The following is a 23,549-nucleotide window of genomic DNA, read 5'->3' on the forward strand; positions in this document are numbered from 1 at the left end:
TTTTTAAAATTCTAAATTAAGACCAAAAGAAACTACTCTTAAATTGTAGGATCTATTATTTGTTGCACCATCAAAATCTTGCTCTGGATCGATTCCTTTATGGGTTTGATACGTCCACAAATTATCACCTTGAAAATACAATCTTAACTTAGTTAGCTTCGTTTTGTCCAGAATACTTTGTGGAAAATTATAGCCAAAGTTTAAAGCTTTTAGCCTTACATAATCATTTTTATATAAAAAACGGGTTGATTGAGCATTGAAATCATTGTTGGAAGCTAATAAAAGAGGAACATCTGTAACATCTCCTGGTTTTTGCCAACGATTTTCAATATCTACATGTGCAACCTTACCAGAAGATTTAAATCCTTCTAATAAATTTGCATAACTATTATCATAAACATAAGAGCCATAACTAAAATTGAATAAAATATTAAGATCAATATTTTTATATCTAAAGTAATTTGTAAATCCTCCAACTACATCGGGTAATGATGTTTTTCCAACGTAATATTTGGTGGCTTCAAAATATTTTGTAGTCGTAACTTTTTCTCCTGTTGGTTTTCCATCAGTGCCTAAAACATCTTTATACCACATTCCATAACCCGTTTCAGGATCTACCCCAGCCCAATCCTGAATAAAATAATCGTATAACGAACGCCCTACTTCCCATTTTTTAGTACCCTTAATAAAACTTTCCTGTGTCAGCTCGGTTATTTCATTATTATTAAAAGAAAAATTCAGACCTGTAGTCCAATCAAAATTAGCTGTTTTAAAGTTTTTTGAATTTAATGTAATTTCCCATCCATAATTTCTTAAACCACCATTATTAGTTGTAACCCCTGTATTACCTGTAGAACCAGGTAAAGGTTTACTATAAATCAAATCAATGGATTTTTTATTATAATAATCAACTGTACCGAATAATCTGTTATTAAAAAATCCAAAATCAATTCCTATATCAGTAGAAGATGTTTTTTCCCATGTCAGTAATCTGTCAATAGTATCACCTAATACAACACCTGTATTGTTTAATTCATTCCAACCTGTTTCAAATAACTGAAGATATGGAAAGTAATTATTTAGACTACTATTGGTATCTGTACTCGTATCATTACCATATAAAGTTTTATTATTTCCTAATTCTCCATAGGAACTTCTTAACTTTAAATAGGTAAAGATGCTATTGTTTTTTAGAAAATTCTCTTCTGAAATTAACCATGAACCTCCTACTGAGAAAAAATCACCCCATCTTACATCTTTGTCAAATCTAGAAGAACCATCTTTTCTATAAGATCCTTCAACAAAATATTTTTCTTTATAATTGTAAGCTAAACGACCTAAATAACTGGACAGCCTTTCTTCATTTTTATAACCCGAAACATCAGTAGGCTTTGTACTTCCATCCAGAACCATTACACCTGGCAGAAATCCTTCTCCTTTAGCTCCCAAAGCATCAATTTGAAACTTATAGGCTTCCTGTATCAAATCAATAGAGAAATTGTGATCTTCTAATGATTTTTTATAATTCAAACTATTAATCAAATTTGTTGATGTGGTAATATTTCTATCTTGTGTAACTCTACCTCCTACACTTGAAGCATACCCCACTTCATTACTAGCATAAATAAAATAATCATAGAGATATTTGTCGTAAGCCAAATTTGTTCTAAAAGTCAAGTTTTTTGCTAATGCAAATTCTAAATAGGCATTTGCTGTATAATTATCCCGTTTATTGCCTACTTCATACTTATATAAAGATCCTACAGCATTTTCATTATTATATTGAGGACGGGTTCCGTTTACTAATTGTCCCTTATTAGCACCATAATCATAAATATTTGCGCCTTTCGCATCTTTAATCAAATCTCCATTATCATCTCTTCTGTAAACTGGATATATTGATGGAATTGTGTAAATCCATTGAATAGCACTCTGAAAATTTCCACCACTTTGCGAAGGAAAATTTTGATTAGAAGTAGAATAAAACATGGTTACTCCAGCTTTTAGCCATTCATTTATTTTAGTATCAAGGCTTAAACGGGTTGTTGTTCTGTCAAATTTAGAAGTACGAACATTTCCTTCCTGAGCTAAATAATTGGTGGTGAAAAAATACTTTGTATTTTCGCTTCCGCCCGAAAAAGACAATGTGTGCTCTTGTCTTACAGCTGCATCATTTAATATTAAATCTTCCCAATCTGTATCCCATTTTTTATCTGAAGTAACCAAATTACCGTTTGCGTCCACTGGATTAGCTACTGTATATGGATTATAACCTAATCTGGAAATTAAGGCGTTTGATGCGTTTGTACCAGCAATATCAGGTGATTGCTTATTGACATACTGGTTTGTATTTCTAAGCGCTTCCCATGTAAGTTTCATATAATCATCTGAATTTACCCTTTCATGCAATTTAACTGCATTGGAAGCAAAACCTGCCTGAGTAGTAAAATTTACTCTTGGAGCAGAATTAAGTTTGCCTCTTTTTGTAGTAATTAAAATTACCCCATTTGCTGCTCTGGAACCATATAATGCAGATGAGGCAGCATCTTTTAGGACACTCATCGATTCAATTTGGTCTGAACTTATAGTATTTAAGTTACCACTAAAAGGAGCACCGTCCAACACGATTAGTGGAGACGCAGAAGCATTAATAGAGCCCATACCTCTAATACTAATAACTGGACTTTCCCCTGGCTGCCCACCAGCGGCAATAATATTAACACCTGCAACGCTACCCTGCAACGCTGTTAAAACGTTTGTGTTTTGTTGTTTTTCAAGAACATCCGACTTGATTGTAGCCACAGAGCCTACAATTGCTTTTGCTTGCTGTTTACCATAAGCGACAACCACAACCTCATCTAGCGATTTTGTATCTGCATCCAAGGTTACATTCAATTTGTCAGAAGTACCTACAGCAACCGTTTTATCGCTCATTCCTACATAGGAGAAAAGCAACACATCTCCTGTTTTTGCCTTGATAGAATATTTTCCGTCAAAATCTGTTTGTGTACTATTTTTAGTACCTTTGACTACCACATTTACCCCTGGAATCGCTCCTGTGTCTCCAGAAACAACTCCCGAAACATTTCTCTCTTGTGCCAAAGAAATCTGCATGGATAATACTCCAAATAGGGTAAGAATCCAATGTAATTTTAATTTCATAATTAATGCGTTTTGAATTTGTAAGACGAAAGTCTTAATAAAATCATAAACAAACAAAAAATATATGTTAAAAAACTTACTTTTAATTTTTAATAAAAGGCGTTTTTCTTATAAAAATGTATTTTATTGATTTTAATTTAAAAAAAAAACATTGTAATCTAAATTTACATTCAAACAAAAACATCCTAATTTATTTCCTTATTTAAAATTTCTATTTTTTTTAAATAAGGAGTATTTTTATCCCAGAATAAAATTATTGTTTCAAAAATTTATCAAAGAATGCTTCAAAAAAACTTTTCAGGATTTGTTTTAGAAAGTGGCACTGACGAAGCCGGTCGGGGATGCCTCGCTGGCCCTGTGACGGCTGCGGCTATAATTTTGCCAGATAATTTTGAAAATAAATTACTGAATGACAGTAAACAATTGTCTGAAAAAACCCGTGAATTACTCAAGCCAATTATTGAAGCACAGGCCATTTCGTTTGCTGTAACACATTTACATGCCAATGAAATTGATGAAATTAACATCCTGAATGCTTCGATGAAAGGAATGCAGGAATGTATTTTGAAGCTAAATCAGAAACCAGAATTTATTATTGTAGATGGTAATCGCTCTTTGTATGCAAAATTGGGTTTAAAAAATACTTTGGGAAAACAATTTTCTACTGATGAAATCGAAATGCTAAAATCGATTCCGAATCAAAGTATTATAAAAGGGGATGCAAAGTTTTTGAGTATTGCTGCCGCTTCGGTATTAGCAAAAACATATCGTGATGAATATATGAATGCAATTCATGAGGAATTCCCGATGTACAACTGGAAAAAAAACAAGGGTTATCCCACTCAGGAACATCGTGATGCCATCAAAAAATATGGCCCTACGAAGTACCACCGAATGAGTTTCAGACTTTTGCCGGAACAATTAAAATTAGAGTTTTAAATAAAAAAAAGACTCACCAAACTGATTAGCCTTACATATAAAATTTTATACTTTTAAAACTGATATTTATATCCAAAATCAGGAGAAAATCCAATTTGATCTTTTTGATTTACACTGTTGGTGATTCTGTTATATTCTAAAGTAAAAATATTAGTATGATTGGTAACATTTTGCAAATCAACATAAAACTGATGAAATCTCTTTTTGGTTTTACTGTTGATTTTAAATCCAAACTTGACATCCAGCCTTAAATAAGGATCATATTGTTTACTAAAAGCATTTGCATCATCTTTTATTTCGTAACCTGCGGCCATTGAAGCAGCCAGATCTACGGGTGTATAATATCGCCCTCCCGCTGTAGTGAACTTAGTATCAATGGAGAATACATTTTTTCTGGCTTTTCCAACTTTGAATTCTTTTCCGCCCAAAGCATTAAAAACATAGCCATTATTAAAAGGTGAATTTCGTTCGATTCCGTCACTTCCTTTGTATTTACTTTCGAAAAGAGAAGTCGTAAACAAACCATAATAGCCATCGCTGAAAGATTTTTCGAGTGTAAATTCGATTCCCTGATTAAATCCTTTTCCTTTACTTACCAAAGATGTTTTATCAATAGAATAGCCATAATCAGCTCCTTCAGTTAAGGAAGAATAACTACTTGCGAAAGATTCTACTCCCGCCTTATCAATAGCCTGATAATAAACTTCTACTTTCCCTCTCCATTTCTTCGCCAATCGTACATCATATCCCAAAACAAAATGCTGACTTTGCACTAAATCCAAATCTTTATTGGTCTGAACCGGTACGCCATTTACATTTTCATTCAAAAACAAAATTGGAACTGCTACACTCTGATGATTTAAACCATAACCAAAACTCACTGTATTATTTGAATTAAAGGCATAAGACAATGCTGTTCTTGGCTCAAAAACAAATTCTTCATTTATAGAAAAATACTGTCCGTGAATTCCTCCGTTAAAAGTTAACTTTTCCGTCAATCGAAACTGACCTTGTGCATACGGCTGAATAATCGTATAATCTTCATTAGTATTAATTAACTGCACTAAATCCGGGTAACCATCGCCATCATTATCCTGTTGTCTGTCACGGGAAGCTACATTAGCATCTAAATGGTATGCTTCATAAAGTAAACCCGTTCTAAAAGTTATTTTTTTATTGATTTTAGAATTAAATAAGGTCGAGAATGTGATTCGGTTTTCGGCATTATCATTATCCTGGAAGCGTAATTTATTTTCAGCTGGTGTTTCATAATCATAATAACGATCATTTTTATAGGTATTTGCCGAATTTGAAAATCCTATAATTGTTTTTAGATAAGAATTGGTTCCAATGTCTAAATTGTGCTTTAATCCTACTGATGTAAATCCGGAAGTCACATAACCATCTTCATCTTTTGCCGCAAAAGGATCGTCTTTGTCAATGTCTTTCCCCAGAAAATCAATATTGGAAGCGCCATAAATTCCGAAGAGAGAAAAATTCCCTATTTTATGTTTTCCAAAATCAACATTAAAACTAATATCATGATAATTAGGCTGTGCCGCTGTACCTGCCAAACCCGTAACGCCTACAAACCCGTATCGTGCGGCTGCTACAAATGAACCTCCTGTTTTTCCTAAGGGGCCTTCCGCCATGGCTTCGACTCCGGGATAAGCCCCTACACTCACCATATATTCATAATCATCCGGATTTCCTTTTCGGAAACCCAAATCAAAGACACCTCCTAAGGCGTTCCCGTATTCAGCAGGAAAAGCCGAAGTTAAAAAATCGGAATTTCCTAAAAGGTTCGGATTTAATGCGGAAACAGGACCTCCGGTTGTGGCTAAAGTAGCAAAATGATTTGGATTCGGAACCGGAATTCCCTCCACACGCCATAACATTCCTGAAGGTGAATTTCCGCGTACTACAATATCATTTCGTGTATCATCTCCCGTTGAAACTCCTGCAAAATTAGAGACCAAACGCGCTACATCGCTTCTTCCTCCTGAGTAACGACTCACCTCTTCAGGACTGAATTGTTTGGTTGAAACAATCGCCATTTTATTGATTGGTTTAGATTTATTAGAACCCGATGATACTACTATTTCATCTAATGTATTAAAGCTTTCGGTCATCGAAACGGTTATCAGCACATCTTTTCCTGTTGTAACATCAATATCTGAAACAGAAGTGTTTTCGTAACCCATAAAACTAATGCTTACATTTTGTCTCCCAGTTGGAACATTAAGGATTTTAAAATTCCCCAATTCGTCTGAAACATCCTGGATATTTTCGGATCCAATTAATGCTATTGTGGCACCTGAAATAGGTTTTTCCGATTGTTTATCAATAATTTTTCCTTTTATGACACCCGTTTGCGCATAAGAAATTAAGCAGATGACATTGAAAAGAAGTAAAAAATATTTTTTCATTTTATTTAGCTTTAAGGTTATAAAAGCAAAAATAAACCACTGAAATTTCTTAAAAATTGACTTGAGTTAAGATTTGCTGTTTAATGTAATTCTGGTTCTAATCCGGCTTAAACTCTCGGGCTGAATACCCAAATAACTGGCAATATGTTTAAGAGAAACTCTCTCGACTACTTTTGGGCAATATTTTACAAAACGCAAATAACGTTCTTCATGCGATAATAATGACATTGCCATATTTCTGCCTGTTAACCCTTTGATGGTTCTTTCCATCATTATTCTTAAAAAAGAATTAAAAACCGGATATTCTGAAACCAGTTTTTCAAAATCACTTTTATACACTATATATACCTCACAATCTTCCAGAGCTTCGATATTTAACAGCGATGGTTTTCCGTATAAAAAACTTTCGAAATCGGCATACCAGTCATTTTCAAAGAAAAAATTGCCCGTAGATTCTACTCCATCAACCAGATAATAATAACGGATGCAGCCCTCAGCTATAAAAATTCCAAAATTACACACATCGCCTTCTACTAAAAGATGTTCGTTTTTTTTTACCTTTTTAAAATTTAATATATTTTTAAAAGCCAGACTTTCGGTTTCATTAAACGCAATCATTCGGGATAAATCTGTAATTACACTTTGCATGATAGAACTGTTTAGAAAGAAAATAGTTTTGGTTGTATAACCATAGATAACCAAAACTATTAAAAAAAATTGCGTTAAAACACTATAAAAGAGAAATATAACAAATTAATGATACTACTCGTTTTTGTCAAACAGTACTTTAAGCTGATGGGCCCATTCAAAAATACTTTCGTCTGTAGCCCTGTCTGCTTTATCAAAATAAAAATGTTCCTTGATTTCTAATCCGCAATAGGTAAAAATACCTGTATCTGATGTTAGCATTAAAGCTTTATCCATACCCATCGCTTCATACTCTGCATTTGATTTCCCGTGTGAATTGATAATGATGGTCTGTTTCCCTGTCAGTAATCCTTTTTGAATGCCCTGATCGTAACGATACGCAAATCCGTAACTAAAGACACGGTCGATATAGCCTTTCATAATGGCAGGCATTCCGGTCCACCAGATTGGATAGACAAACACAATACGATCAGCCCAGCTAATAAAATCCTGTTCGTTTTTTACCTCATCAGCAACCTGCCCGATGCGCTGACCATTCATATCATTTAAGGAAAGAACCGGATTAAAATTTATTTGGTATAAATCACGAACCACAACTTCCTGACCTGATTCTTCGAGACTTTCCAGAACGGTTTGTTTGAAAAAATGATTTAAACTGGCTGAATTGGGATGCGCATAAATAATTAAATTTTTCATGTTTTTAGTTTTAATGATTAAACATGACAAAAGTATCGCACGCATTTGAGGAGCAATTGTAAGAAAACGAAAAGCTTCTAAAACAAAAAAATCCCGTTATTAAAGTATAACGGGATTCTGGTAGTTTGTTGAGCGATTAAAAAGCCGTAGCAACCGTTACGGATTTCCATTTTTCCAAATCTGCTTTTACGAGTTCCATTTTGGCGTTGGCCATATCATAAGCATCCTGACCCAAAAACAAATGCAAAGGCGCGTTTTTGTCCTCACTGATTTTTATCAAAGCATCAATTGCTTTTTCAGGATCTCCGGGTTGATTTCCGTTAATTTCATTTTGATGTGCCAATACAGATTCACGTGCTTCTTTATAGGCTTCAATAGGATTTTTAGGCAATCCCATGGAGCTTTCAGATAAAAAACTGGTTCTGAAATAACCCGGATATACCAGAGTCACATTCACCCCAAAAGACTTTGCTTCAGCCTGCAATCCTTCTGTTAAACCCGCAACTGCAAATTTCGTTGAACAGTAAATACCCTAGCCCGGAAAACCTCCATGATATCCTCCGATAGAAGAAATATTAAAAAAATGACCCGATTTAGCTTCGCGAAAATGCGGCATTGTCTGACGGATTACATTTAGTAAACCAAATACATTTACATCAAAATTACGTCTTGATTCTTCGTCCGAAAGTTCTTCTAATGTTCCAATCTGTCCGTAACCTGCATTGTTTACCACAACGTCAATGGTTTTAAAATGTTCCATTGTCTGCTGTACTGCTTTCTGAACACTGCTTTCAGTTACAATATCCATTTCAATTGGTAAAAATTGATCCGAAGTAACGCCAACTTCACTAATCAAAGCGTTTATATCTCTTGAAGTAGCTGCTACTTTATAACCATTGGTTACTAATTTTTTTACTAAAGTTAACCCCAAACCTTTTGAAGCACCTGTTACAAACCATACTTTTTTAGTTTCCATATTTATATTGTTTTAATTACAGTACAAAATTAGGTTACAAGTAAAGGGTTACGCTAACGCAATTCAAACGATAAATTACAAAAATCAAACAGCTCTAAATTGCGTGGGTGTTATCTGAATATTCTTTTTAAAGAAATTATTAAAGTGTGTAGGCTCTTCAAATCCTAAACTATAAGCAATTTCAGAAACATTCCAGTCTGTGTGTTTCAGAAGGATTTTCGCTTCCTGCAAAAGACGTTCTGCAATAATTTCTGAAGTTGTTTTTTGAGTCGTTTCTTTTAAAGCTCTGTTGAGATGATTGACATGAACAGTTAACTGATTGGCAAAATCAGCAGCAGATCTAAGGGTAAACCGCTGTCTGGAATTTTCTATAGGAAATTGTCTTTCTAACAATTCCAGGAATAAAGATGAGATTCTGCCGGAAGCATTAGAATGCTGATTTACAGAAAGATTTGCAGGCTGCATTTTCATCGCGCTATGAATCAATTCGAAAACCAGAGTGCGCAATACATCATATTTATAAGCGTAATCCGAATTAATTTCTTCGATCATCTGCTTGTAAATCAGTTTGATCTTCTCTGTTTGTTCGTTGTCTATTGAAAAAACAAAAGTGCCGTTGGGTTTAAAAACAGGATAGTCTTTTAAATTTCCAAACTGATGGAAAAATGCTTCTGTAAAGACACAGAAAAAACCCGTTTGCTGTTCTTCTAACTGTTCCCAATTATAGGGAATCTGCGGATTGGCAAAAAATAGAACCTGCTTTTCAATTTCGACAACTTTATCTGCATAATGTACTCTGTTCTTGCCAATGATTAGGCTGATTTTAAAAAAATCTCTTCGGCTGTACGGAATAGGTTTTGCGCTGCAACCCATAAAATCATCTAAAACAAATACATTAAAATGCCCAATTTCTTTTTTGAGATTATCCGGCATGAAATTGAGTTTGTTCCGATAAAAATCTTCTATAGTTTCTGTCTTTTCCATTTCGCAAAATTACGAAATTCAAACAATCTATTTCATTTTCGGATTACAAATATCATCCTGAAACTTTAAAAATTTCGTAGGCGAAATATTCATATAATATTTAAAGTCGTGAATAAGCTGGCTTTGGTCGTAATACCCGCATTGCTCCACAATAGTAAGCCAGTCTGTTTTGGATTCGACTGTTACATTCTTTTGAATTTGTTCAACAGCTTTCAAAAAGCGTTCGTATCGATTCACTTCTTTTACGGTATAACCAAAAAACTTTTTTTGATGCAGCTGAACGTTTCTTTCAGTTTGATTGGTCTGGGCCGCAATAGCCTTTATCGGATTTAAAGTTTCCTTTTTGAATTGAGCCAAAAGTGTGCTAATCGTGTTTTGCTCCTGAAGGTAAGGTTCGCAAAACTTTAATATAAAATCGACACGTTCTTTTGCACCTGTTAGCTGTTTAAGTTCTTCCCATAAATTCGTGAAGCAATTTTCAGGAATTAAAGTATCGGGATCAATTGGCAGTGAATGCGTCAGAAGTGCATTGCCAAAAAATCTATAAAAAGCATCGTCTTTAAAATTAGCCACCAAAATTTCAGAATTGGGTGCCAATGTGTATTCAAAAGCTTGTTTTACAGGACCTAAAACAATACATTTTTCTACCTCCAGAGCCGAATCCTGCTTCGAATTCATTGCTGCTTTTGCTCCAAAAACAAATACGAGCATCGTCTGGAAACTCGGTAATAATGTTTTGGTTATAGGTAAAGCGGTTTTGTTTTCAGCAAAATAAAAATGCGTAAAAACAGTTTCAAAAGCTGAAGGAACAGCAATCTTATAATTGTTATTATCCTCAGCTTTTTTCATCCTTACACAAATTCAGCTTCAAACAAATTTGCTAAATGTTTTATTATTTTGGCTTTTACTTCGGCTTCATCAACCTTTTCGACGCCTAATTCTACCTGCAATGAAGTAACGGCTTTTCCGCGAATTCCACACGGAATAATATTATCAAAATAGCCTAAATCGACATTTACGTTCAGGGCAAATCCGTGCATGGTAACCCAGCGGGAAGCGCGTACACCTAACGCACATATTTTTCTGGCAAATGGCGTTCCTACACCTAACCAAACACCTGTTTCGCCATCGCTGCGTCCGCATTCTAAACCATATTCTGCCAAAGTCAAAATGATAGCCTCTTCCAGAAAACGCAAATATTTATGAATGTCGCTAAAGAAATTTTCTAAATCCAGAATAGGATACCCCACAATTTGTCCGGGTCCGTGATAGGTAATATCGCCACCACGATTGATTTTATAAAAAGTAGCACCTTTGGCTTCGAGCTGTTTTTCGTTTAGTAACAGATTTTCGAAATCGCCGCTTTTACCTAATGTATAAACATGAGGATGTTCTACAAAAAGCAAATAATTAGGGGTTTCCAACTCTAACTCTTCTCTTCTGTTTTTAACTTTTAGATCGACAATATCCTTAAAAAGTTCTTCCTGATATTCCCAGGTTTCTTTATAGTTTTTTCGGCCTAAATCCTGAAGTTGAATTTTTTTATTCATTTTTATTATTTTTCAAACTCGACTTCGAAGTTGAGTTTGTCTGGATTCTCCATATAATCCGTGAAAGGGTATTGAATGGTAATGGTCTTTCTGTCCTCGCTAAACATTGCATTTGGATTAGAAACCTTTTTGATTTTTTTGGGGAAATGATATTTTAAGACATAGGTAGAAGATGCGAAAATCATTTTAGACATATCGGCTGCAGAATCCGGCACTTTTTCGGTCAGTTTTTGAGTGTCGATGATGGCTTTTCGGGTGAATTTCTTTCCGTCGTAAGTATAATTCAGTTTGCTGTTATTGTTTCCTAAACCACCACTAAGTGGCATCGTTGCAGCGGCTGAACCTTTTTCTAATTTTTGCATAGCGCTCATGGTTTGCAGAATATCCTGCAATTCATTTACATTTTTAAAATCGGTAGAAAGCGTCATTAAAAACTGTTTTTGCTCGGCATTCATTTTAGTATTTACCACAAAATTCTCTAACTTTTTAAGTTCCGCCTGAGCTTCGGGAGATAATTTTGCAATACTGTCTTTTTTCTCTTCGAATAATTGTTTGAAAGTAAAAGTGGTGTCGATATTCTTTTTTGCATCGGCTCCCATTTGGTCTCCCAACTGATTTCCGGCCATAGCCATTAGGGAAGAACCATCCATATCGACAGAGAATTTTCCGGTCCCGTTATCATTTATATGAATATTTTCGGTAAAGGTGCAGCTTGTAAGTGTTGCTGTTAAAAATAAAAAAGTAAGTATTTTATAGAATTTCATCGCTGTAAATTTTTACACAAATATACGAAGACTATTTCTAATTGCTTAATCGTTGATTTGTTTAATCGGGTTAATTTTATTTTTAAAAACTATTCTAAAACCACTTCTAAGCTACTGCTTTCAGGATCCTGCATAACATCTGAAAGCAGAAATTCTAGGTTTATTGATTTTTTATCCGAACTGATGTGCGCTTTTTCGTTTGAAACGGATTTTATTTTTCGAGGAAAATGATATTGCAGCACATAGGTTTGCGTGAGTTTTAAAGAGGCATATTTTGAATTTAATTCTTGGAATTTGTCTTTGGTTTGCTGTAGTATTTCAGGATTTGAAATCAAAACATTCCTTTTAAAAATTGTGCCGTCAAAAGCATATTCTATTTTGTAATAATGCTCTTCTGCCGTTAAGGCGTAGTTGTATTTAATATCATCAGCGTAATTCTCGGTTTTATACAAATCCGGAATCTCGGAAACTGTATTGAATTTTAAAGTGAATGTGCTTCTAAATTCTTTTTCGAAGGAGCTTTTTTTAAGATGTACTTTTACATTGGCATATTTTTGAAATAACTCCTTTTCTGCCGGAAGGTATTTGACGAAATTTTCGTTGTATTGGGTGATATAATCGTTAAAAACATAAGTTGTATCCTGAAAACTTTCTTCTTTCGAATAGCTTTCTCCTGCCAATTGCATATAACTGTTTTCGTCCCGAAGTTCTACAACTTCGATAGTTCCGGATCCGTCTGGGTTGATGTGAATGGTTTCTGTGATTTGGCAGCTTGTAATTAAAATCAGGAGTAAAAAGGCTTTTAGGTGATTCATTTTTTTTTGAGAGGTTCTGAGTGGCTAAGATACTGAGGTTTTTATTTAATATGACTATCGTTTCTTATACCACTCATGGATAATGGCCCACAGATAAAACTGATTTTAACGGATTAACGCTGATTGTGATCTACAAAGAGCTATGAAGAATCCGTTATTATCTGTTCAATCCGTTTTATTTGTGGGCTATTTTTTTAATATCCTTTTTTATCATCGCGTAAGGAGGCTCGAACGATTGTTACGAACGTCCCAACTAAAAGTTCTTATGAAAATAAAAACCTCTAAAATAGCCCCGATAGAAATGAAAATCCTTTTGTCTCGCTTCTTTAGAGAGGCAAAAGATTGTAATGAATAGCGGGACAAAACGTGCTTGAAAACCCGAAAATTGCTGCTACAAAAAATCTAAAAACTGGATTCTGAAATCTTGTATTCTTTTCTTATCTTTGCACACTTAAAAAAGAGCACAAAATGGCATTATCAGAACAAGAAATCATTAGAAGAGAGAAACTTCAAAACTTACGCAACTTAGGAATCAATCCTTATCCGGCTAATCTTTTTCCTGTAAATCATACTTCGAAACAGGTGAAGGAATCTTTTGAAGAGGGTAAGAAGGTGATTGTTGCCGGACGTTTGATGAGTGTTCGTGACCAGGGAAAAGCTTGTTTTGCTGAGCTGCAGGATAGCGAAGGGCGTTTGCAATTGTACGTGAACCGCGATGTTTTATGCGAAGGTGATGATAAAACTTTGTACAATACGGTTTTTAAAAAACTGACTGATTTAGGTGATTTTATTGGTATTGAAGGGGAATTGTTTACTACGAAAGTGGGTGCGCAATGTATTCGTGTTGACGGATTTACTTTTTTGAGTAAAACGTTGCGTCCGTTGCCTTTACCAAAGATTGATGAGGACGGAAAGGTACATGATGCTTTTAATGATCCTGAATTGCGTTACAGAATGCGTTATGTAGATTTAACTGTAAATCAACACGTTAAAGACACTTTTATCAAACGTACTAAGTTGTTTAGCGCGATGCGTGGTTATTTTAACGATGCTGGTTACCTTGAGGTTGAAACTCCTGTTTTACAGCCAATTCCGGGTGGTGCTGCGGCGCGTCCGTTTACAACACATCATAATTCGCTTGATATTCCGCTTTACATGCGTATTGCAAACGAATTGTACTTAAAAAGATTAATTGTTGGTGGATTTGAAGGTGTTTATGAGTTCTCGAAAAACTTCCGTAACGAAGGAATGGACAGAACGCATAATCCTGAATTTACTGCGATGGAAATATATGTAGCCTACAAAGACTACAACTGGATGATGGAATTTGCCGAAGGTTTGCTGGAGCATTGTGCGATTGCCGTAAACGGAACTAGCGAAGTGACTTTTGGTGAGCACCAAATTAACTTTAAAGCGCCTTACGCTCGTGTTACAATGACCGATTCTATCAAACATTTTACTGGTTTTGATATTTCCGGAAAAAGCGAAGACGAATTGTTTGAAGCTGCCAGAGGAATGGGAATCGACGTTGATAAAACAATGGGGAAAGGAAAATTGATTGATGAGATTTTTGGTGCGAAATGCGAAGGAAATTATATTCAGCCAACTTTCATCACGGATTACCCTAAAGAAATGTCGCCTCTTTGTAAAGAACACCGCGATAATCCTGAGCTTACTGAGCGTTTTGAATTGATGGTTTGTGGTAAAGAAATTGCAAATGCTTATTCTGAATTAAATGATCCAATTGATCAGCGTGAGCGTTTTGAAGACCAAATGCGTCTGTCTGAAAAAGGTGATGATGAAGCAAATGGAATCATCGATGAGGATTTCTTAAGAGCTTTAGAGTACGGAATGCCGCCAACGTCCGGAATGGGAATTGGTATGGATCGTTTGATTATGTATTTGACTAACAATGCTTCTATTCAGGAAGTTTTATTGTTTCCGCAAATGCGTCCAGAGAAGAAACAAGCGCAGATAGAACTTTCTGATGAAGAGAAATTTATCGTGGATTTACTGAAAGGGAATGAAAATAAAATGGATCTTCAGCAATTGAAAATTACTGCGAATTTAAGCGGTAAAAAATGGGATGCGTCTATGAAAAATTTATCTAAACACGGCTTGACTAAGGTTGTGGTTGAGGGTGAGTTTAAGATGGTGGAAATGGTGGAATAGATTCCTTTAAAAACATATTAAAATTTAAAAAGGAGCTTTTATTAAAGCTCCTTTTTCTTATATAAAAATTTTCCTTAATTTTGAAAACATGGAAAGAGCAAAACTTATTGTTAAAAATTTCGGACCTCTAAAAGATATTGAAATCGAAGTTAGAGAAATGGTTACTTTTATTGGTGCTCAGGCTTCTGGAAAGAGTACTTTAGCTAAGTTAATTTCGATATTAGAAGATGAAGAATTTAGAAAAGATGATTCTATTTCTTTTGAAGAAGAATTAAAAAAATATAATATTTATTCTTTTTTAAATCATAACAGTTATATAAATTATTGCAGAGAAGCAAAGGGAATATTTTATGAGTTTAAACTTCAAAATAATATCTCAAAAAAGGTAGATTATAGAGAAAACTTAATTAAAAACCTTTCAGGCATTGTTACTAAAGAAAAAGGAGAAATATTAGACTCACTTCTCGAAACAGATCTTGACAACATAAGATTTAAAAATGTAAAAGAAAGCAAGTTATTTGTAAAAGAATTAAAACAAGTTATCGATAGCGCTTTTTCAGAAAAAGATAAAACTAAGATTTATGACTTTTTTATTAAAAAGTATGATCAAGTAATTTCAAAATATGGATCGTATCTAAAATTTGACTCTATTTATATACCGACAGAAAGAAATATTCTGCATATAATTTCTACGAACACTTTGGGTCTTATTAATAATAATATTCAAATTCCAAAACATCTCTTAAATAGTGGGCAAGATTATGAGAAGGCAATTAATACAATAAAAGAATTACCATTAAGCATAATTGATAAAAAAATAAAATATAAAAGAGAGGGAAAAACATCTTACATATATCATAATAAAACTGATAAAGTTGATTTATTAGAATCAGCTTCAGGTTTACAGTCAGTTATTCCAATCTTACTTTTAGTAGAATATTCAAAATCATTAAAAGAAAAATACAATTTCAATTTTGTAGTTGAAGAACCTGAGTTAAATTTATATCCTAAAGCACAACATGAATTAATAAAATATTTGGTTAAAAATTGTTTATTTGATCGAAAAAATCTAATTCTCACAACGCATAGTCCTTTTGTTTTAGCATCTATCAATAACTTATTACTAGCTTATGATAAAGGGCAAAAACTTCCTAAAGAAGTAAATAAAATTATAAAGAAAGAATCCTGGTTAAACCCGAAGAACTTTATTGCTTATGAGTTGAAAAATGGTAAAGCAAAAAAGATCATGAATGATAAGTTAGGGCAGATTTCAGAAAACATGATTGATTCCGTTTCTGATAGCTTCGCAGATGAATTTAATAAATTATTAGATTTATGATAAATCAACTTCGAGAAGCATTTCCTCAAATCGAAGAAAATTGTCTAACTATCATTGTTGATAAACATGTATTTGTGTTTGAAGATCCAAAATTAAAAAAAGGAGTTTTTGTAGATGCTACTGAAAAATATCATTTTCATATTCAAAACAATACAAAATCACCATACCACTTCATTCAAAATGATGATTGTGTTATGAAAAGTATAAAAGGCGGACAATGTGATTACGTTATTTTTAATGATAAGTGTGTATATTTTACTGAAATAAAAGCTACAAATGAAAACTTATCAGTTAGAAGAACAAAAGGTATAAAACAGTTAGAAAATACTATCAAATTCTATTTAAAGAAAATTGATTCAATTAATCTTGAAAATAAAAATGCTATAATTTGTTTTGACAATCATAAGAGAATTGCACCGCAAGCAAGTGTTTCATCAAAGAGAAAAGAGTTTAAAATGAAATATCAAATAGATCTTCACGAAGGAAATTATATCTCATTTGATTAATAACAAAAATTAAATATGAGCACTCTCGAAATTTATCAATTAGATGAACTCGAAATAGATATCATCAAAAAAAGTGAAGAAGATATAAAATACGGAAGAGTTATTTCTCAAGAAGACTTAGACAAAGAAGACTTAGAATGGCTCTCTCAAATATAATTTCAAACCCGACAGGTTTTAAAAACCTGTCGGGTTTTCTATTTTGTATAAATTCTAAAAAGAATACTTCTCCAATTTCTTAGCATAAATATCTAAAATAACTGGTGACTCTTTAGGAATTTCTCCTTTCCATTTTTCCTGAACAGATGGATTTGATGGATATTTTCCGTTTTTCATTTTTAAAGAATGTAAGGCATTGCCACTTTTAAAAATTAAATCTTTAAAGTTTTCAGACGATTTTGTTCCAATAAAAATTGGAAAATCAGTTACCGTAAAAGAATTCATTACACTTCCATCGTTGTTCAGAATGTAACCGGAACAGCCTCCGCTTCCGCAGAAATAAGAATTAGAGAACCCTACAAAATATTCGTTTTTCTTATCATCATTCAAATCATAAGCTTCGTAATAAAAGTATCGATCGTCTTTTGTCATGGCAGGAAGATCTTTCTTCAGTAAAACATTTAATTGTTTCTGGATGAGTTCGATTACTTTATCGTCTTTTGGAGGAGCATCGCTTACATCTGCTGTTCCGGCAACCGTTTTCGATAAGGTATCTTCGGCAATTGTTTTGATGATATTTGACTTTGTTTTTTCTTTATTTTGGCAGGAACTTATTGCTATAAGTACTATTGCTATTAAAATTTTATTTTTCATAATGTCTCTTTTAAAATTATTTAAACCAGTAAAGCTGCTTTATTCTCAATATCATTTTTATCCAATAAATCTTTGATATTATGGAATGTTACCAAAGCAATCTGCGTCAGTGCTTCATTGGTAAAAAACGCCTGATGCGCCGTTACCAAAACATTTGGAAAACTCATTAATCTTTGAATCGCGTCGTCCTGAATAATATCTGCTGATAAATCCCTGAAGAATAATTTTTCTTCCTGCTCGTAAACGTCGATTCCGAGATAACCTATTTTTCCTTCTTTCAATCCTTCGATAACACAGGCTGTTTCTATCAACCCTCCTCTACTCGTATTAATGATCATAACGTGATCTTTCATCAAATCAATTGATTTTTCGTTGATAATGTGCTTGGTTTGCTCGTTTAAAGGACAATGAAGCGAAATAATATCACTTGTTTTAAAAATTTCTTCTATAGACACAAAATGCACTCCATCTTTCTCCATTTCAGGATTTACGACAATATCATAAGCCAAAACTTTGCATCCAAAACCTAAAGCAATTTTAGCAAAAGCTTTCCCTATATTTCCTGTTCCGATGATGCCAATTGTTTTACCGAACAAGTCAAAACCTAATAAGCCGTTTAGGGCAAAATTTTGTTCACGAACTCTGTTGTAGGCTTTATGGGTTTTTCTGTTTAAAGTTAAAATCATCGCCATTGCATGTTCTGCAACAGCCTGAGGAGAATAAGCAGGGACACGACAAACTTTCAAATTGTATTTTTTAGCCGCTTCTAAATCGACATTATTGAAACCTGCGCAACGTAAAGCGATTATTTTTACTCCTTTTTCGGCTAATTGTTTAATGACTGATTCGTTGACAATATCATTGACAAAAACACAAACTATTTCTGCTTTTTCGATCAGGATAACGGTTTGTGGATTGAGCTGTGTTTCGAAAAAATCCAATTCAAAACCAAATTCATCATTGTATTTATTAAAAAAGGCTTTATCGTAAGGCTGCGTCGAGAAAAAAGCAATTTTGTTTTCGTTTGGTTTCATAATGAATGATTTTGCGTTTTAATTTCTTTATTCTTTAAAATTAAGAAATTAAAACTGAAGAAGCTTATAAAAACACTAGCAGATTCTTATTCAGTCTGTTAAATAAATTATAATTATAAGAAGCTGGTTAAACCAAATGAATCTAATCAGGTCTAATCGATATAAACAATTAAAAAACGTACCTCATGAAAAAATTATTTATTGCGGCTTTACTATTCGTTGGAATAGCAAGTTTCGCACAAGACGGTGATATGGATCAAAAACCTGCTCGTGAACAAAGAGAAAGACTGACTCCGGAACAACGAAATGAAAAACAACTGAAAAAGCTAACTTCTGAGTTGACTTTAGATGCCAAACAACAAGAACAAGTAAAACAACTGCTTGTTGAAAGAAGCGCTAAAGCCGAAAAATTAAGAGACGCCAGAAAAGAGCAAAAAGAAAAAGGAACGAAACTTACAGCGGAGCAAAAAGAAGCTTTTAAAACCCAAATGCTGGCTGAAAAAGAGGCAAATGATGCTAAAATGAAAACTATCTTAACTGCTGACCAATACACCAAATGGAAAGCAATTCAGGAAGAAAATAAAGATAAAGCAAGAGAAAGAATGAAAGATCGCCGTCAGGATAAAATCTAACGGAAATCAACTAAAAAGAGGCCAATTGGCCTCTTTTTTATATTAAAATGTTTTGGAAACTTTATCAATTGCATTGATGGTAAAGTCTAAATCATCGTAAGTCAAAGCATCCGTGATAAACCAGGTTTCGTATGCCGATGGCGCAATATAAATTCCCTCCTGCAACAATCCGTGGAAGAATTTCTTGAAAGTCTCGTTATCTCCTTTTGCAGCCGTTTGAAAATCAACAACCGGATTTTCATCAAAATGCACCGAAATCATCGATCCCACTCTATTGATCGTAAATACTACATTATTGGCTTTTAAAACCCTGTCTATTCCTGCTTCCAGATAAGCTGTTTTTTCTTCTAAGCGAGTAAAAATTTCCGGCTCATTATTCAAAGATTGCAACATTGCCAATCCAGCTGCCATTGCCAACGGATTTCCAGACAACGTTCCTGCCTGATAAACAGGACCAAGTGGTGCCAGATAATTCATAATTTCTTCACGCGCTGCAAATGCTCCAACTGGCAAACCTCCACCAATTACTTTTCCGAAAGTTACGATATCAGCATTTACCTTAAATAATTCCTGAACGCCACCACGAGCCAAACGGAAACCGGTCATTACCTCATCAAAAATCAATAAAATTCCGTTCGCGGTACACAAATCTCTCAAGCCTTGCAAAAATCCGTCTTTCGGAGGAATACATCCCATATTTCCTGCAACTGGCTCGATAATAATAGCTGCGATTTCGTTTTTGTTGGCTTCAATTAAAGCCGCAACATTATCCAGATCATTGTATTTTGCCAGTAAAGTATCTTTTGCAGTTCCTTCAGTAACTCCTGGGCTATTTGGCGAACCAAAAGTCACGGCTCCACTTCCGGCCTGAATCAAAAACGAATCGGAATGTCCGTGGTAACAACCTGCAAATTTGATTATTTTATCTCTTTTGGTAAAGCCACGAGCAAGGCGAATCGCGCTCATACAAGCTTCTGTTCCTGAATTTACAAAACGTATTTTATCAATATTCGGAACCATAGAAACCGCCAAAGCAGCAATTTCAGTTTCCAATTCTGTTGGCATTCCGAACGAAGTTCCCAGTTTTGCTTTTTCAATCACAGCATCAACTACTGGCTGATAGGCGTGACCTAAAACCATTGGTCCCCAAGAATTGATATAATCGATTAATTTATTTCCGTCTTCATCCAATAAATAAGCACCTTTGGCACTTTTTACAAAAATTGGAGTTCCACCTACCGCTTTAAAGGCTCTTACTGGCGAATTTACGCCTCCTGGAATTACTTTTTCTGCTTCAGCAAAAAGCTGACTACTTCTTTTATATAACATTTTTTATTCTAGATTTTAGAGTTCAGATTTTAGATTTATCGACTTAAACCTTGATCCAATACAAACTCATTAAAGTATTTTTGTTCGTTTTGTTTTTCTTCTGAAAGTTCTTCAAATTTTAGATCAGACATTCCTTGTGGAGAATAAAATTTCCATTTTAAAGTTGGGCGATGTTTTATAAACAAATGACTTTCTGCAAATTCATCATGATCATAAACTCCAAAAAACAGTCTAATTGTCAAAATTGCTGTAAAAGTAAATATTAGAATTGAGATATTCTTTTTCATAATTTATTTTCAAACTCAAAACTCACAACCCACAACTCAAAACCTACTTCACAATCAATCGCTGTCCTACCGAAAGCGTATTATCCGAAAGATTATTCTTTTGTTTTAAATCATCTACCAATAAATTAAACTTTTTAGAAATTGAATACAAAGTATCTCCTTTTTGCACTTCATACAAATTTGGGTCATTGCTGTTTGCATTCGTTTTTGGATTTGTGCTTTTTGAAGCTGAAACTGATTTTTCGAAAGGTTTGTAGTCTCTTCCTGTAACCTGACAATCGTATTGATGTAAATTGTAGCGCTCGATATAACTGATTAATTTATCCGGATATTTTGGATCTGTAGCATAACCAGCTGCCCGCAAACCTTTTGCCCAGGCCTTGTAATCATCTTTTTCGTAAGTAAATAAAGTCGCATAACGGTTTTTTCCAACCAAAAACAAAGCATGATCGCGATATGATTCTGCTGCTTCCGGATATTTTCTAAAACATTCCTGAGCCGCATCATCATCATGACGAACACTTTCTCCCAACCAGTCTTTATGACATTTTATTCCGAAGTGATTATTGGCGGAAACTGCCAAATCTCCTTTTCCTGCACCCGATTCTAAGATACCCTGTGCCAAAATAATACTGGCAGGAATACCATATTTTTTCATATTCCCCATTGCAATATCCTTATATTCTGCAACGTAATCATTGATTAAATCGTAAGTGACTACCGTTTTTGAAGTCGATTCTATCACTTCGGTCGTATTGTTTGTAGATGGATATTTTTTGCCAATTGGCTTAGAATACGTTCCTTTTTTAGTCGTGGCAACTCTTGGTTTCTGAACTGCCGCTGCCTTTTTGGTCGTGGCAATTACGGGTTTGCCCGACGAACAACTTACCAAGGTTACGATGATTAAGAGTGCTATTATTTTTTTAAACATTAGTCTTTACTATTGGTAAATTTTTATTTTTCAATTTTATATTCATTCCTTCAATTCCCTGCAATCCGCCAGTGTGAATGAGTAAAATTTTTGAATCTGCAGGAAAATAGCCTTTGTGTATCAAATCTATAACGCCAAAAACCATCTTTCCAGTATAAATGGGGTCTAATGGCACGTTGTTTTCTTCAAAAAACGCATTGATAAATTCAATTAATTCTAAATTTACCTTGCCATAACCGCCAAAATGATACTCTAAAATCAAAGTCCAGCGTTCATTTTGGGCAAAAATACGAATTTCATCTTGTAAAAAGTCACCTTTGAGTGCCGGAAATCCTAAAATTTTCTGATGTGGCAACGCACTATTTATTAATCCAGAAATCGTTCCTCCAGTTCCAACGGCGCAACAAACGTAATCAAAAACCGAATCTTCATCGGTCAAAATTTCTTCGCAGCCTTTTACCGCAAGTTCATTTGTACCACCTTCCGGAATCAAATAGAAGTCACCAAATTTTTGTTTTAAATTTTCTAAAAATGAAATCTCCGTTTTTAAACGATAGTCTTCTCTCGAAACAAATTCCAATTCCATTCCGTTTTCCTGAGCGAATTTCAGGGTTGGATTTTCTTCGATTTTACTTGCAATTTCTTCGCCACGAATAATCCCGATCGTTTTAAAACCCTGTTCTTTTCCTGCAAAAGCTACCGCTGCAATATGATTCGAAAAAGCACCTCCAAAAGTCAATAAAGTCTTTTTATTTTCGGCTTTCGCCTGAAGTAAGTTGTACTTTAGCTTCCTAAATTTATTTCCTGAAACAAACGGATGAATCAAGTCTTCCCGTTTTATCGTCAGCGAAATAGTATTTGGAAAAGGAATATGAAGTTCTTGATTCAAAATTTATTTTTGTTGCAAAGTTACGTATTTCAAAAACTGAAAAAAAGAACGATTTTCCAGATAAGAAAGATTGCTTTCATTGGCATAAGCTTCTCTTTCGAAACTTATATTCCGATACGCCAAATCTGTTTTTTTATATTGAATGAGACGAATTAAATATTCAAAAAAATACCAGACAAAAAAAGGGAGAATCAGCATTTCGAGTTGTTGTCGTAAATGAATTTTTTCGTGGTTCAAAAGTGTTTCATTGACTTTATCAAAACCATATTTTACCAGCACAAAAGGAAAAATTGTCAATCCCCGATATCCTTCCGGAATTAAATATTTAGCAACAATCAGAAACATTAGCTGTAAAATTTATAAATTTGTAAAGACAAAATTGTTCAATTTCATTAAAATAACAATATACTTGTTAATTTGATTTTAAAAAACAAAACAAAAAATGTCTCAAATCCAGGATTATGAATGAGCAAAGTAATGAAAATAAATTAATCGAAGGAGAAGATTTTTACTATACGCCCGAAGGTTATAAATGCTTTACCGAAAAACACCATTTAAAACGTGGCTATTGCTGCAAAAGTGGCTGCCGTCATTGTCCGTATGGATTTGATAAAAACACTGGTAGAATTAGGAAAACTAATTAGATAATTGAATTAA

At 34.0% G+C, this 23,549-nt stretch carries 23 protein-coding genes and 1 pseudogene; 7 read left to right on the plus strand and 17 right to left on the minus strand.

Annotated elements, in window-relative coordinates; genetic code table 11:
* Positions 1 to 3 precede the first annotated feature (3 nt).
* Entirely contained in the window at positions 4 to 3,162 is a 3,159-nt protein-coding gene (locus GON26_RS11970) for a SusC/RagA family TonB-linked outer membrane protein (protein ID WP_202110868.1), read from the minus strand.
* 279 nt (positions 3,163 to 3,441) lie between these two features.
* Between GON26_RS11970 and GON26_RS11975 the strand changes: the two genes are divergently transcribed.
* Positions 3,442 to 4,101 carry a ribonuclease HII gene (locus GON26_RS11975; protein WP_160375008.1) on the plus strand — a complete coding sequence of 220 codons (660 nt, stop codon included), beginning with the start codon at positions 3,442 to 3,444 and terminating at the stop codon, positions 4,099 to 4,101.
* Positions 4,102 to 4,154: 53 nt separating this feature from the next.
* Here the strand turns inward: GON26_RS11975 and GON26_RS11980 are convergent, their stop codons facing one another.
* The 9 genes and pseudogenes from GON26_RS11980 to GON26_RS12020 form a co-directional block, all read right to left on the minus strand.
* Positions 4,155 to 6,530, minus strand: a complete 2,376-nt coding sequence (locus GON26_RS11980; RefSeq protein WP_160375009.1) for a TonB-dependent receptor — start codon at positions 6,528 to 6,530, stop codon at positions 4,155 to 4,157.
* Positions 6,531 to 6,596: 66 nt separating this feature from the next.
* Positions 6,597 to 7,178 carry a Crp/Fnr family transcriptional regulator gene (locus GON26_RS11985; protein ID WP_202110869.1) on the minus strand — a complete coding sequence of 194 codons (582 nt, stop codon included), beginning with the start codon at positions 7,176 to 7,178 and terminating at the stop codon, positions 6,597 to 6,599.
* A gap of 114 nt (positions 7,179 to 7,292) precedes the next feature.
* On the minus strand, positions 7,293 to 7,874 hold the full coding sequence (locus tag GON26_RS11990; RefSeq protein WP_160375010.1) for an NAD(P)H-dependent oxidoreductase: 582 nt from the start codon (positions 7,872 to 7,874) through the stop codon (positions 7,293 to 7,295).
* Between the two features lie 136 nt (positions 7,875 to 8,010).
* Positions 8,011 to 8,850, minus strand: a pseudogene (locus GON26_RS11995) (SDR family NAD(P)-dependent oxidoreductase).
* Positions 8,851 to 8,934: 84 nt separating this feature from the next.
* Positions 8,935 to 9,834 (minus strand): helix-turn-helix domain-containing protein, encoded by a 900-nt coding sequence (locus GON26_RS12000; RefSeq protein ID WP_160375011.1) that lies wholly within the window; start codon positions 9,832 to 9,834, stop codon positions 8,935 to 8,937.
* Positions 9,835 to 9,861: 27 nt separating this feature from the next.
* On the minus strand, positions 9,862 to 10,683 hold the full coding sequence (locus GON26_RS12005; RefSeq protein ID WP_160375012.1) for a helix-turn-helix domain-containing protein: 822 nt from the start codon (positions 10,681 to 10,683) through the stop codon (positions 9,862 to 9,864).
* A 2-nt stretch (positions 10,684 to 10,685) separates the two neighbouring features.
* Positions 10,686 to 11,384 (minus strand): lipoyl(octanoyl) transferase LipB, encoded by a 699-nt coding sequence (lipB, locus tag GON26_RS12010; protein ID WP_160375013.1) that lies wholly within the window; start codon positions 11,382 to 11,384, stop codon positions 10,686 to 10,688.
* A 5-nt stretch (positions 11,385 to 11,389) separates the two neighbouring features.
* Entirely contained in the window at positions 11,390 to 12,148 is a 759-nt protein-coding gene (locus GON26_RS12015; RefSeq protein ID WP_160375014.1) for a hypothetical protein, read from the minus strand.
* Positions 12,149 to 12,237: 89 nt separating this feature from the next.
* Positions 12,238 to 12,963 carry a hypothetical protein gene (locus tag GON26_RS12020; protein ID WP_160375015.1) on the minus strand — a complete coding sequence of 242 codons (726 nt, stop codon included), beginning with the start codon at positions 12,961 to 12,963 and terminating at the stop codon, positions 12,238 to 12,240.
* Positions 12,964 to 13,431: 468 nt separating this feature from the next.
* Here GON26_RS12020 and lysS point away from each other — a divergent pair, with 468 nt between their 5' ends.
* From lysS to GON26_RS12040, 4 genes are all read left to right on the plus strand, one after another.
* Positions 13,432 to 15,135 (plus strand): lysine--tRNA ligase, encoded by a 1,704-nt coding sequence (gene lysS, locus GON26_RS12025; protein ID WP_160375016.1) that lies wholly within the window; start codon positions 13,432 to 13,434, stop codon positions 15,133 to 15,135.
* 88 nt (positions 15,136 to 15,223) lie between these two features.
* A complete protein-coding gene (locus GON26_RS12030) occupies positions 15,224 to 16,474 on the plus strand; it encodes an AAA family ATPase (protein WP_160375017.1) in 1,251 nt (416 codons plus the stop codon).
* On the plus strand, positions 16,471 to 16,980 hold the full coding sequence (locus GON26_RS12035) for a hypothetical protein (RefSeq protein ID WP_160375018.1): 510 nt from the start codon (positions 16,471 to 16,473) through the stop codon (positions 16,978 to 16,980). Before GON26_RS12030 ends, GON26_RS12035 begins: the two co-directional genes overlap by 4 nt.
* A 15-nt stretch (positions 16,981 to 16,995) precedes the next feature.
* The gene (locus GON26_RS12040; RefSeq protein ID WP_160375019.1) at positions 16,996 to 17,136 is read left to right on the plus strand and encodes a hypothetical protein; all 141 of its coding nucleotides are present in this window, start codon (positions 16,996 to 16,998) and stop codon (positions 17,134 to 17,136) included.
* A gap of 54 nt (positions 17,137 to 17,190) precedes the next feature.
* Here the strand turns inward: GON26_RS12040 and GON26_RS12045 are convergent, their stop codons facing one another.
* Positions 17,191 to 17,790 (minus strand): hypothetical protein, encoded by a 600-nt coding sequence (locus GON26_RS12045; RefSeq protein WP_160375020.1) that lies wholly within the window; start codon positions 17,788 to 17,790, stop codon positions 17,191 to 17,193.
* Positions 17,791 to 17,810: 20 nt separating this feature from the next.
* Positions 17,811 to 18,824: a 2-hydroxyacid dehydrogenase gene (locus GON26_RS12050; RefSeq protein WP_160375021.1), complete on the minus strand. Its 1,014-nt coding sequence runs from the start codon at positions 18,822 to 18,824 to the stop codon at positions 17,811 to 17,813.
* A 185-nt stretch (positions 18,825 to 19,009) separates the two neighbouring features.
* On the opposite strand from GON26_RS12050, the gene GON26_RS12055 reads away from it, so the two are divergent.
* Positions 19,010 to 19,456, plus strand: a complete 447-nt coding sequence (locus GON26_RS12055; RefSeq protein WP_160375022.1) for a hypothetical protein — start codon at positions 19,010 to 19,012, stop codon at positions 19,454 to 19,456.
* A 42-nt stretch (positions 19,457 to 19,498) separates the two neighbouring features.
* Here the strand turns inward: GON26_RS12055 and hemL are convergent, their stop codons facing one another.
* From hemL to GON26_RS12080, 5 genes are read right to left on the minus strand one after another with little or no spacing between them, the layout of a single operon-like run.
* Positions 19,499 to 20,785, minus strand: a complete 1,287-nt coding sequence (gene hemL / locus GON26_RS12060) for a glutamate-1-semialdehyde 2,1-aminomutase (RefSeq protein ID WP_160375023.1) — start codon at positions 20,783 to 20,785, stop codon at positions 19,499 to 19,501.
* A 35-nt stretch (positions 20,786 to 20,820) separates the two neighbouring features.
* Entirely contained in the window at positions 20,821 to 21,072 is a 252-nt protein-coding gene (locus GON26_RS12065; protein ID WP_160375024.1) for a hypothetical protein, read from the minus strand.
* A 43-nt stretch (positions 21,073 to 21,115) separates the two neighbouring features.
* Positions 21,116 to 22,003, minus strand: a complete 888-nt coding sequence (locus GON26_RS12070) for a glucosaminidase domain-containing protein (RefSeq protein WP_160375025.1) — start codon at positions 22,001 to 22,003, stop codon at positions 21,116 to 21,118.
* Positions 21,996 to 22,892, minus strand: coding sequence for a 1-aminocyclopropane-1-carboxylate deaminase/D-cysteine desulfhydrase (locus GON26_RS12075; protein WP_160375026.1), 897 nt, complete (start codon positions 22,890 to 22,892; stop codon positions 21,996 to 21,998). The genes GON26_RS12070 and GON26_RS12075 overlap by 8 nt, the downstream gene beginning before the upstream one ends.
* Before the next feature lie 3 nt (positions 22,893 to 22,895).
* The gene (locus GON26_RS12080; RefSeq protein WP_160375027.1) at positions 22,896 to 23,237 is read right to left on the minus strand and encodes a hypothetical protein; all 342 of its coding nucleotides are present in this window, start codon (positions 23,235 to 23,237) and stop codon (positions 22,896 to 22,898) included.
* Positions 23,238 to 23,353: 116 nt separating this feature from the next.
* Between GON26_RS12080 and GON26_RS12085 the strand changes: the two genes are divergently transcribed.
* Positions 23,354 to 23,536, plus strand: a complete 183-nt coding sequence (locus tag GON26_RS12085) for a DUF5522 domain-containing protein (protein WP_160375028.1) — start codon at positions 23,354 to 23,356, stop codon at positions 23,534 to 23,536.
* The last annotated feature ends 13 nt before the right edge of the window (positions 23,537 to 23,549 follow it).

Origin of the sequence: Flavobacterium hydrocarbonoxydans, assembly GCF_009789235.1 — a bacterium.
GTDB lineage: Bacteria > Bacteroidota > Bacteroidia > Flavobacteriales > Flavobacteriaceae > Flavobacterium > Flavobacterium hydrocarbonoxydans.

Excerpts from the sequence above, each read along its gene's own strand:
- GON26_RS11975 (WP_160375008.1), top strand. The coding sequence starts at position 3,442 with ATGCTTCAAAAAAACTTTTCAGGATTTGTTTTAGAAAGTGGCACTGAC.
- GON26_RS11970 (WP_202110868.1), bottom strand. The coding sequence starts at position 3,162 with ATGAAATTAAAATTACATTGGATTCTTACCCTATTTGGAGTATTATCC.
- GON26_RS12000 (WP_160375011.1), bottom strand. The coding sequence starts at position 9,834 with ATGGAAAAGACAGAAACTATAGAAGATTTTTATCGGAACAAACTCAAT.
- GON26_RS12065 (WP_160375024.1), bottom strand. The coding sequence starts at position 21,072 with ATGAAAAAGAATATCTCAATTCTAATATTTACTTTTACAGCAATTTTG.
- GON26_RS12050 (WP_160375021.1), bottom strand. The coding sequence starts at position 18,824 with ATGAAACCAAACGAAAACAAAATTGCTTTTTTCTCGACGCAGCCTTAC.
- GON26_RS12020 (WP_160375015.1), bottom strand. The coding sequence starts at position 12,963 with ATGAATCACCTAAAAGCCTTTTTACTCCTGATTTTAATTACAAGCTGC.
- GON26_RS12070 (WP_160375025.1), bottom strand. The coding sequence starts at position 22,003 with ATGTTTAAAAAAATAATAGCACTCTTAATCATCGTAACCTTGGTAAGT.
- GON26_RS11980 (WP_160375009.1), bottom strand. The coding sequence starts at position 6,530 with ATGAAAAAATATTTTTTACTTCTTTTCAATGTCATCTGCTTAATTTCT.
- GON26_RS11990 (WP_160375010.1), bottom strand. The coding sequence starts at position 7,874 with ATGAAAAATTTAATTATTTATGCGCATCCCAATTCAGCCAGTTTAAAT.
- lysS (WP_160375016.1), top strand. The coding sequence starts at position 13,432 with ATGGCATTATCAGAACAAGAAATCATTAGAAGAGAGAAACTTCAAAAC.
- GON26_RS12030 (WP_160375017.1), top strand. The coding sequence starts at position 15,224 with ATGGAAAGAGCAAAACTTATTGTTAAAAATTTCGGACCTCTAAAAGAT.
- lipB (WP_160375013.1), bottom strand. The coding sequence starts at position 11,384 with ATGAATAAAAAAATTCAACTTCAGGATTTAGGCCGAAAAAACTATAAA.
- GON26_RS12005 (WP_160375012.1), bottom strand. The coding sequence starts at position 10,683 with ATGAAAAAAGCTGAGGATAATAACAATTATAAGATTGCTGTTCCTTCA.
- GON26_RS12085 (WP_160375028.1), top strand. The coding sequence starts at position 23,354 with ATGAATGAGCAAAGTAATGAAAATAAATTAATCGAAGGAGAAGATTTT.
- GON26_RS12040 (WP_160375019.1), top strand. The coding sequence starts at position 16,996 with ATGAGCACTCTCGAAATTTATCAATTAGATGAACTCGAAATAGATATC.
- GON26_RS12015 (WP_160375014.1), bottom strand. The coding sequence starts at position 12,148 with ATGAAATTCTATAAAATACTTACTTTTTTATTTTTAACAGCAACACTT.
- GON26_RS12045 (WP_160375020.1), bottom strand. The coding sequence starts at position 17,790 with ATGAAAAATAAAATTTTAATAGCAATAGTACTTATAGCAATAAGTTCC.
- GON26_RS11985 (WP_202110869.1), bottom strand. The coding sequence starts at position 7,178 with ATGCAAAGTGTAATTACAGATTTATCCCGAATGATTGCGTTTAATGAA.
- GON26_RS12055 (WP_160375022.1), top strand. The coding sequence starts at position 19,010 with ATGAAAAAATTATTTATTGCGGCTTTACTATTCGTTGGAATAGCAAGT.
- GON26_RS12035 (WP_160375018.1), top strand. The coding sequence starts at position 16,471 with ATGATAAATCAACTTCGAGAAGCATTTCCTCAAATCGAAGAAAATTGT.
- GON26_RS12080 (WP_160375027.1), bottom strand. The coding sequence starts at position 23,237 with ATGTTTCTGATTGTTGCTAAATATTTAATTCCGGAAGGATATCGGGGA.
- hemL (WP_160375023.1), bottom strand. The coding sequence starts at position 20,785 with ATGTTATATAAAAGAAGTAGTCAGCTTTTTGCTGAAGCAGAAAAAGTA.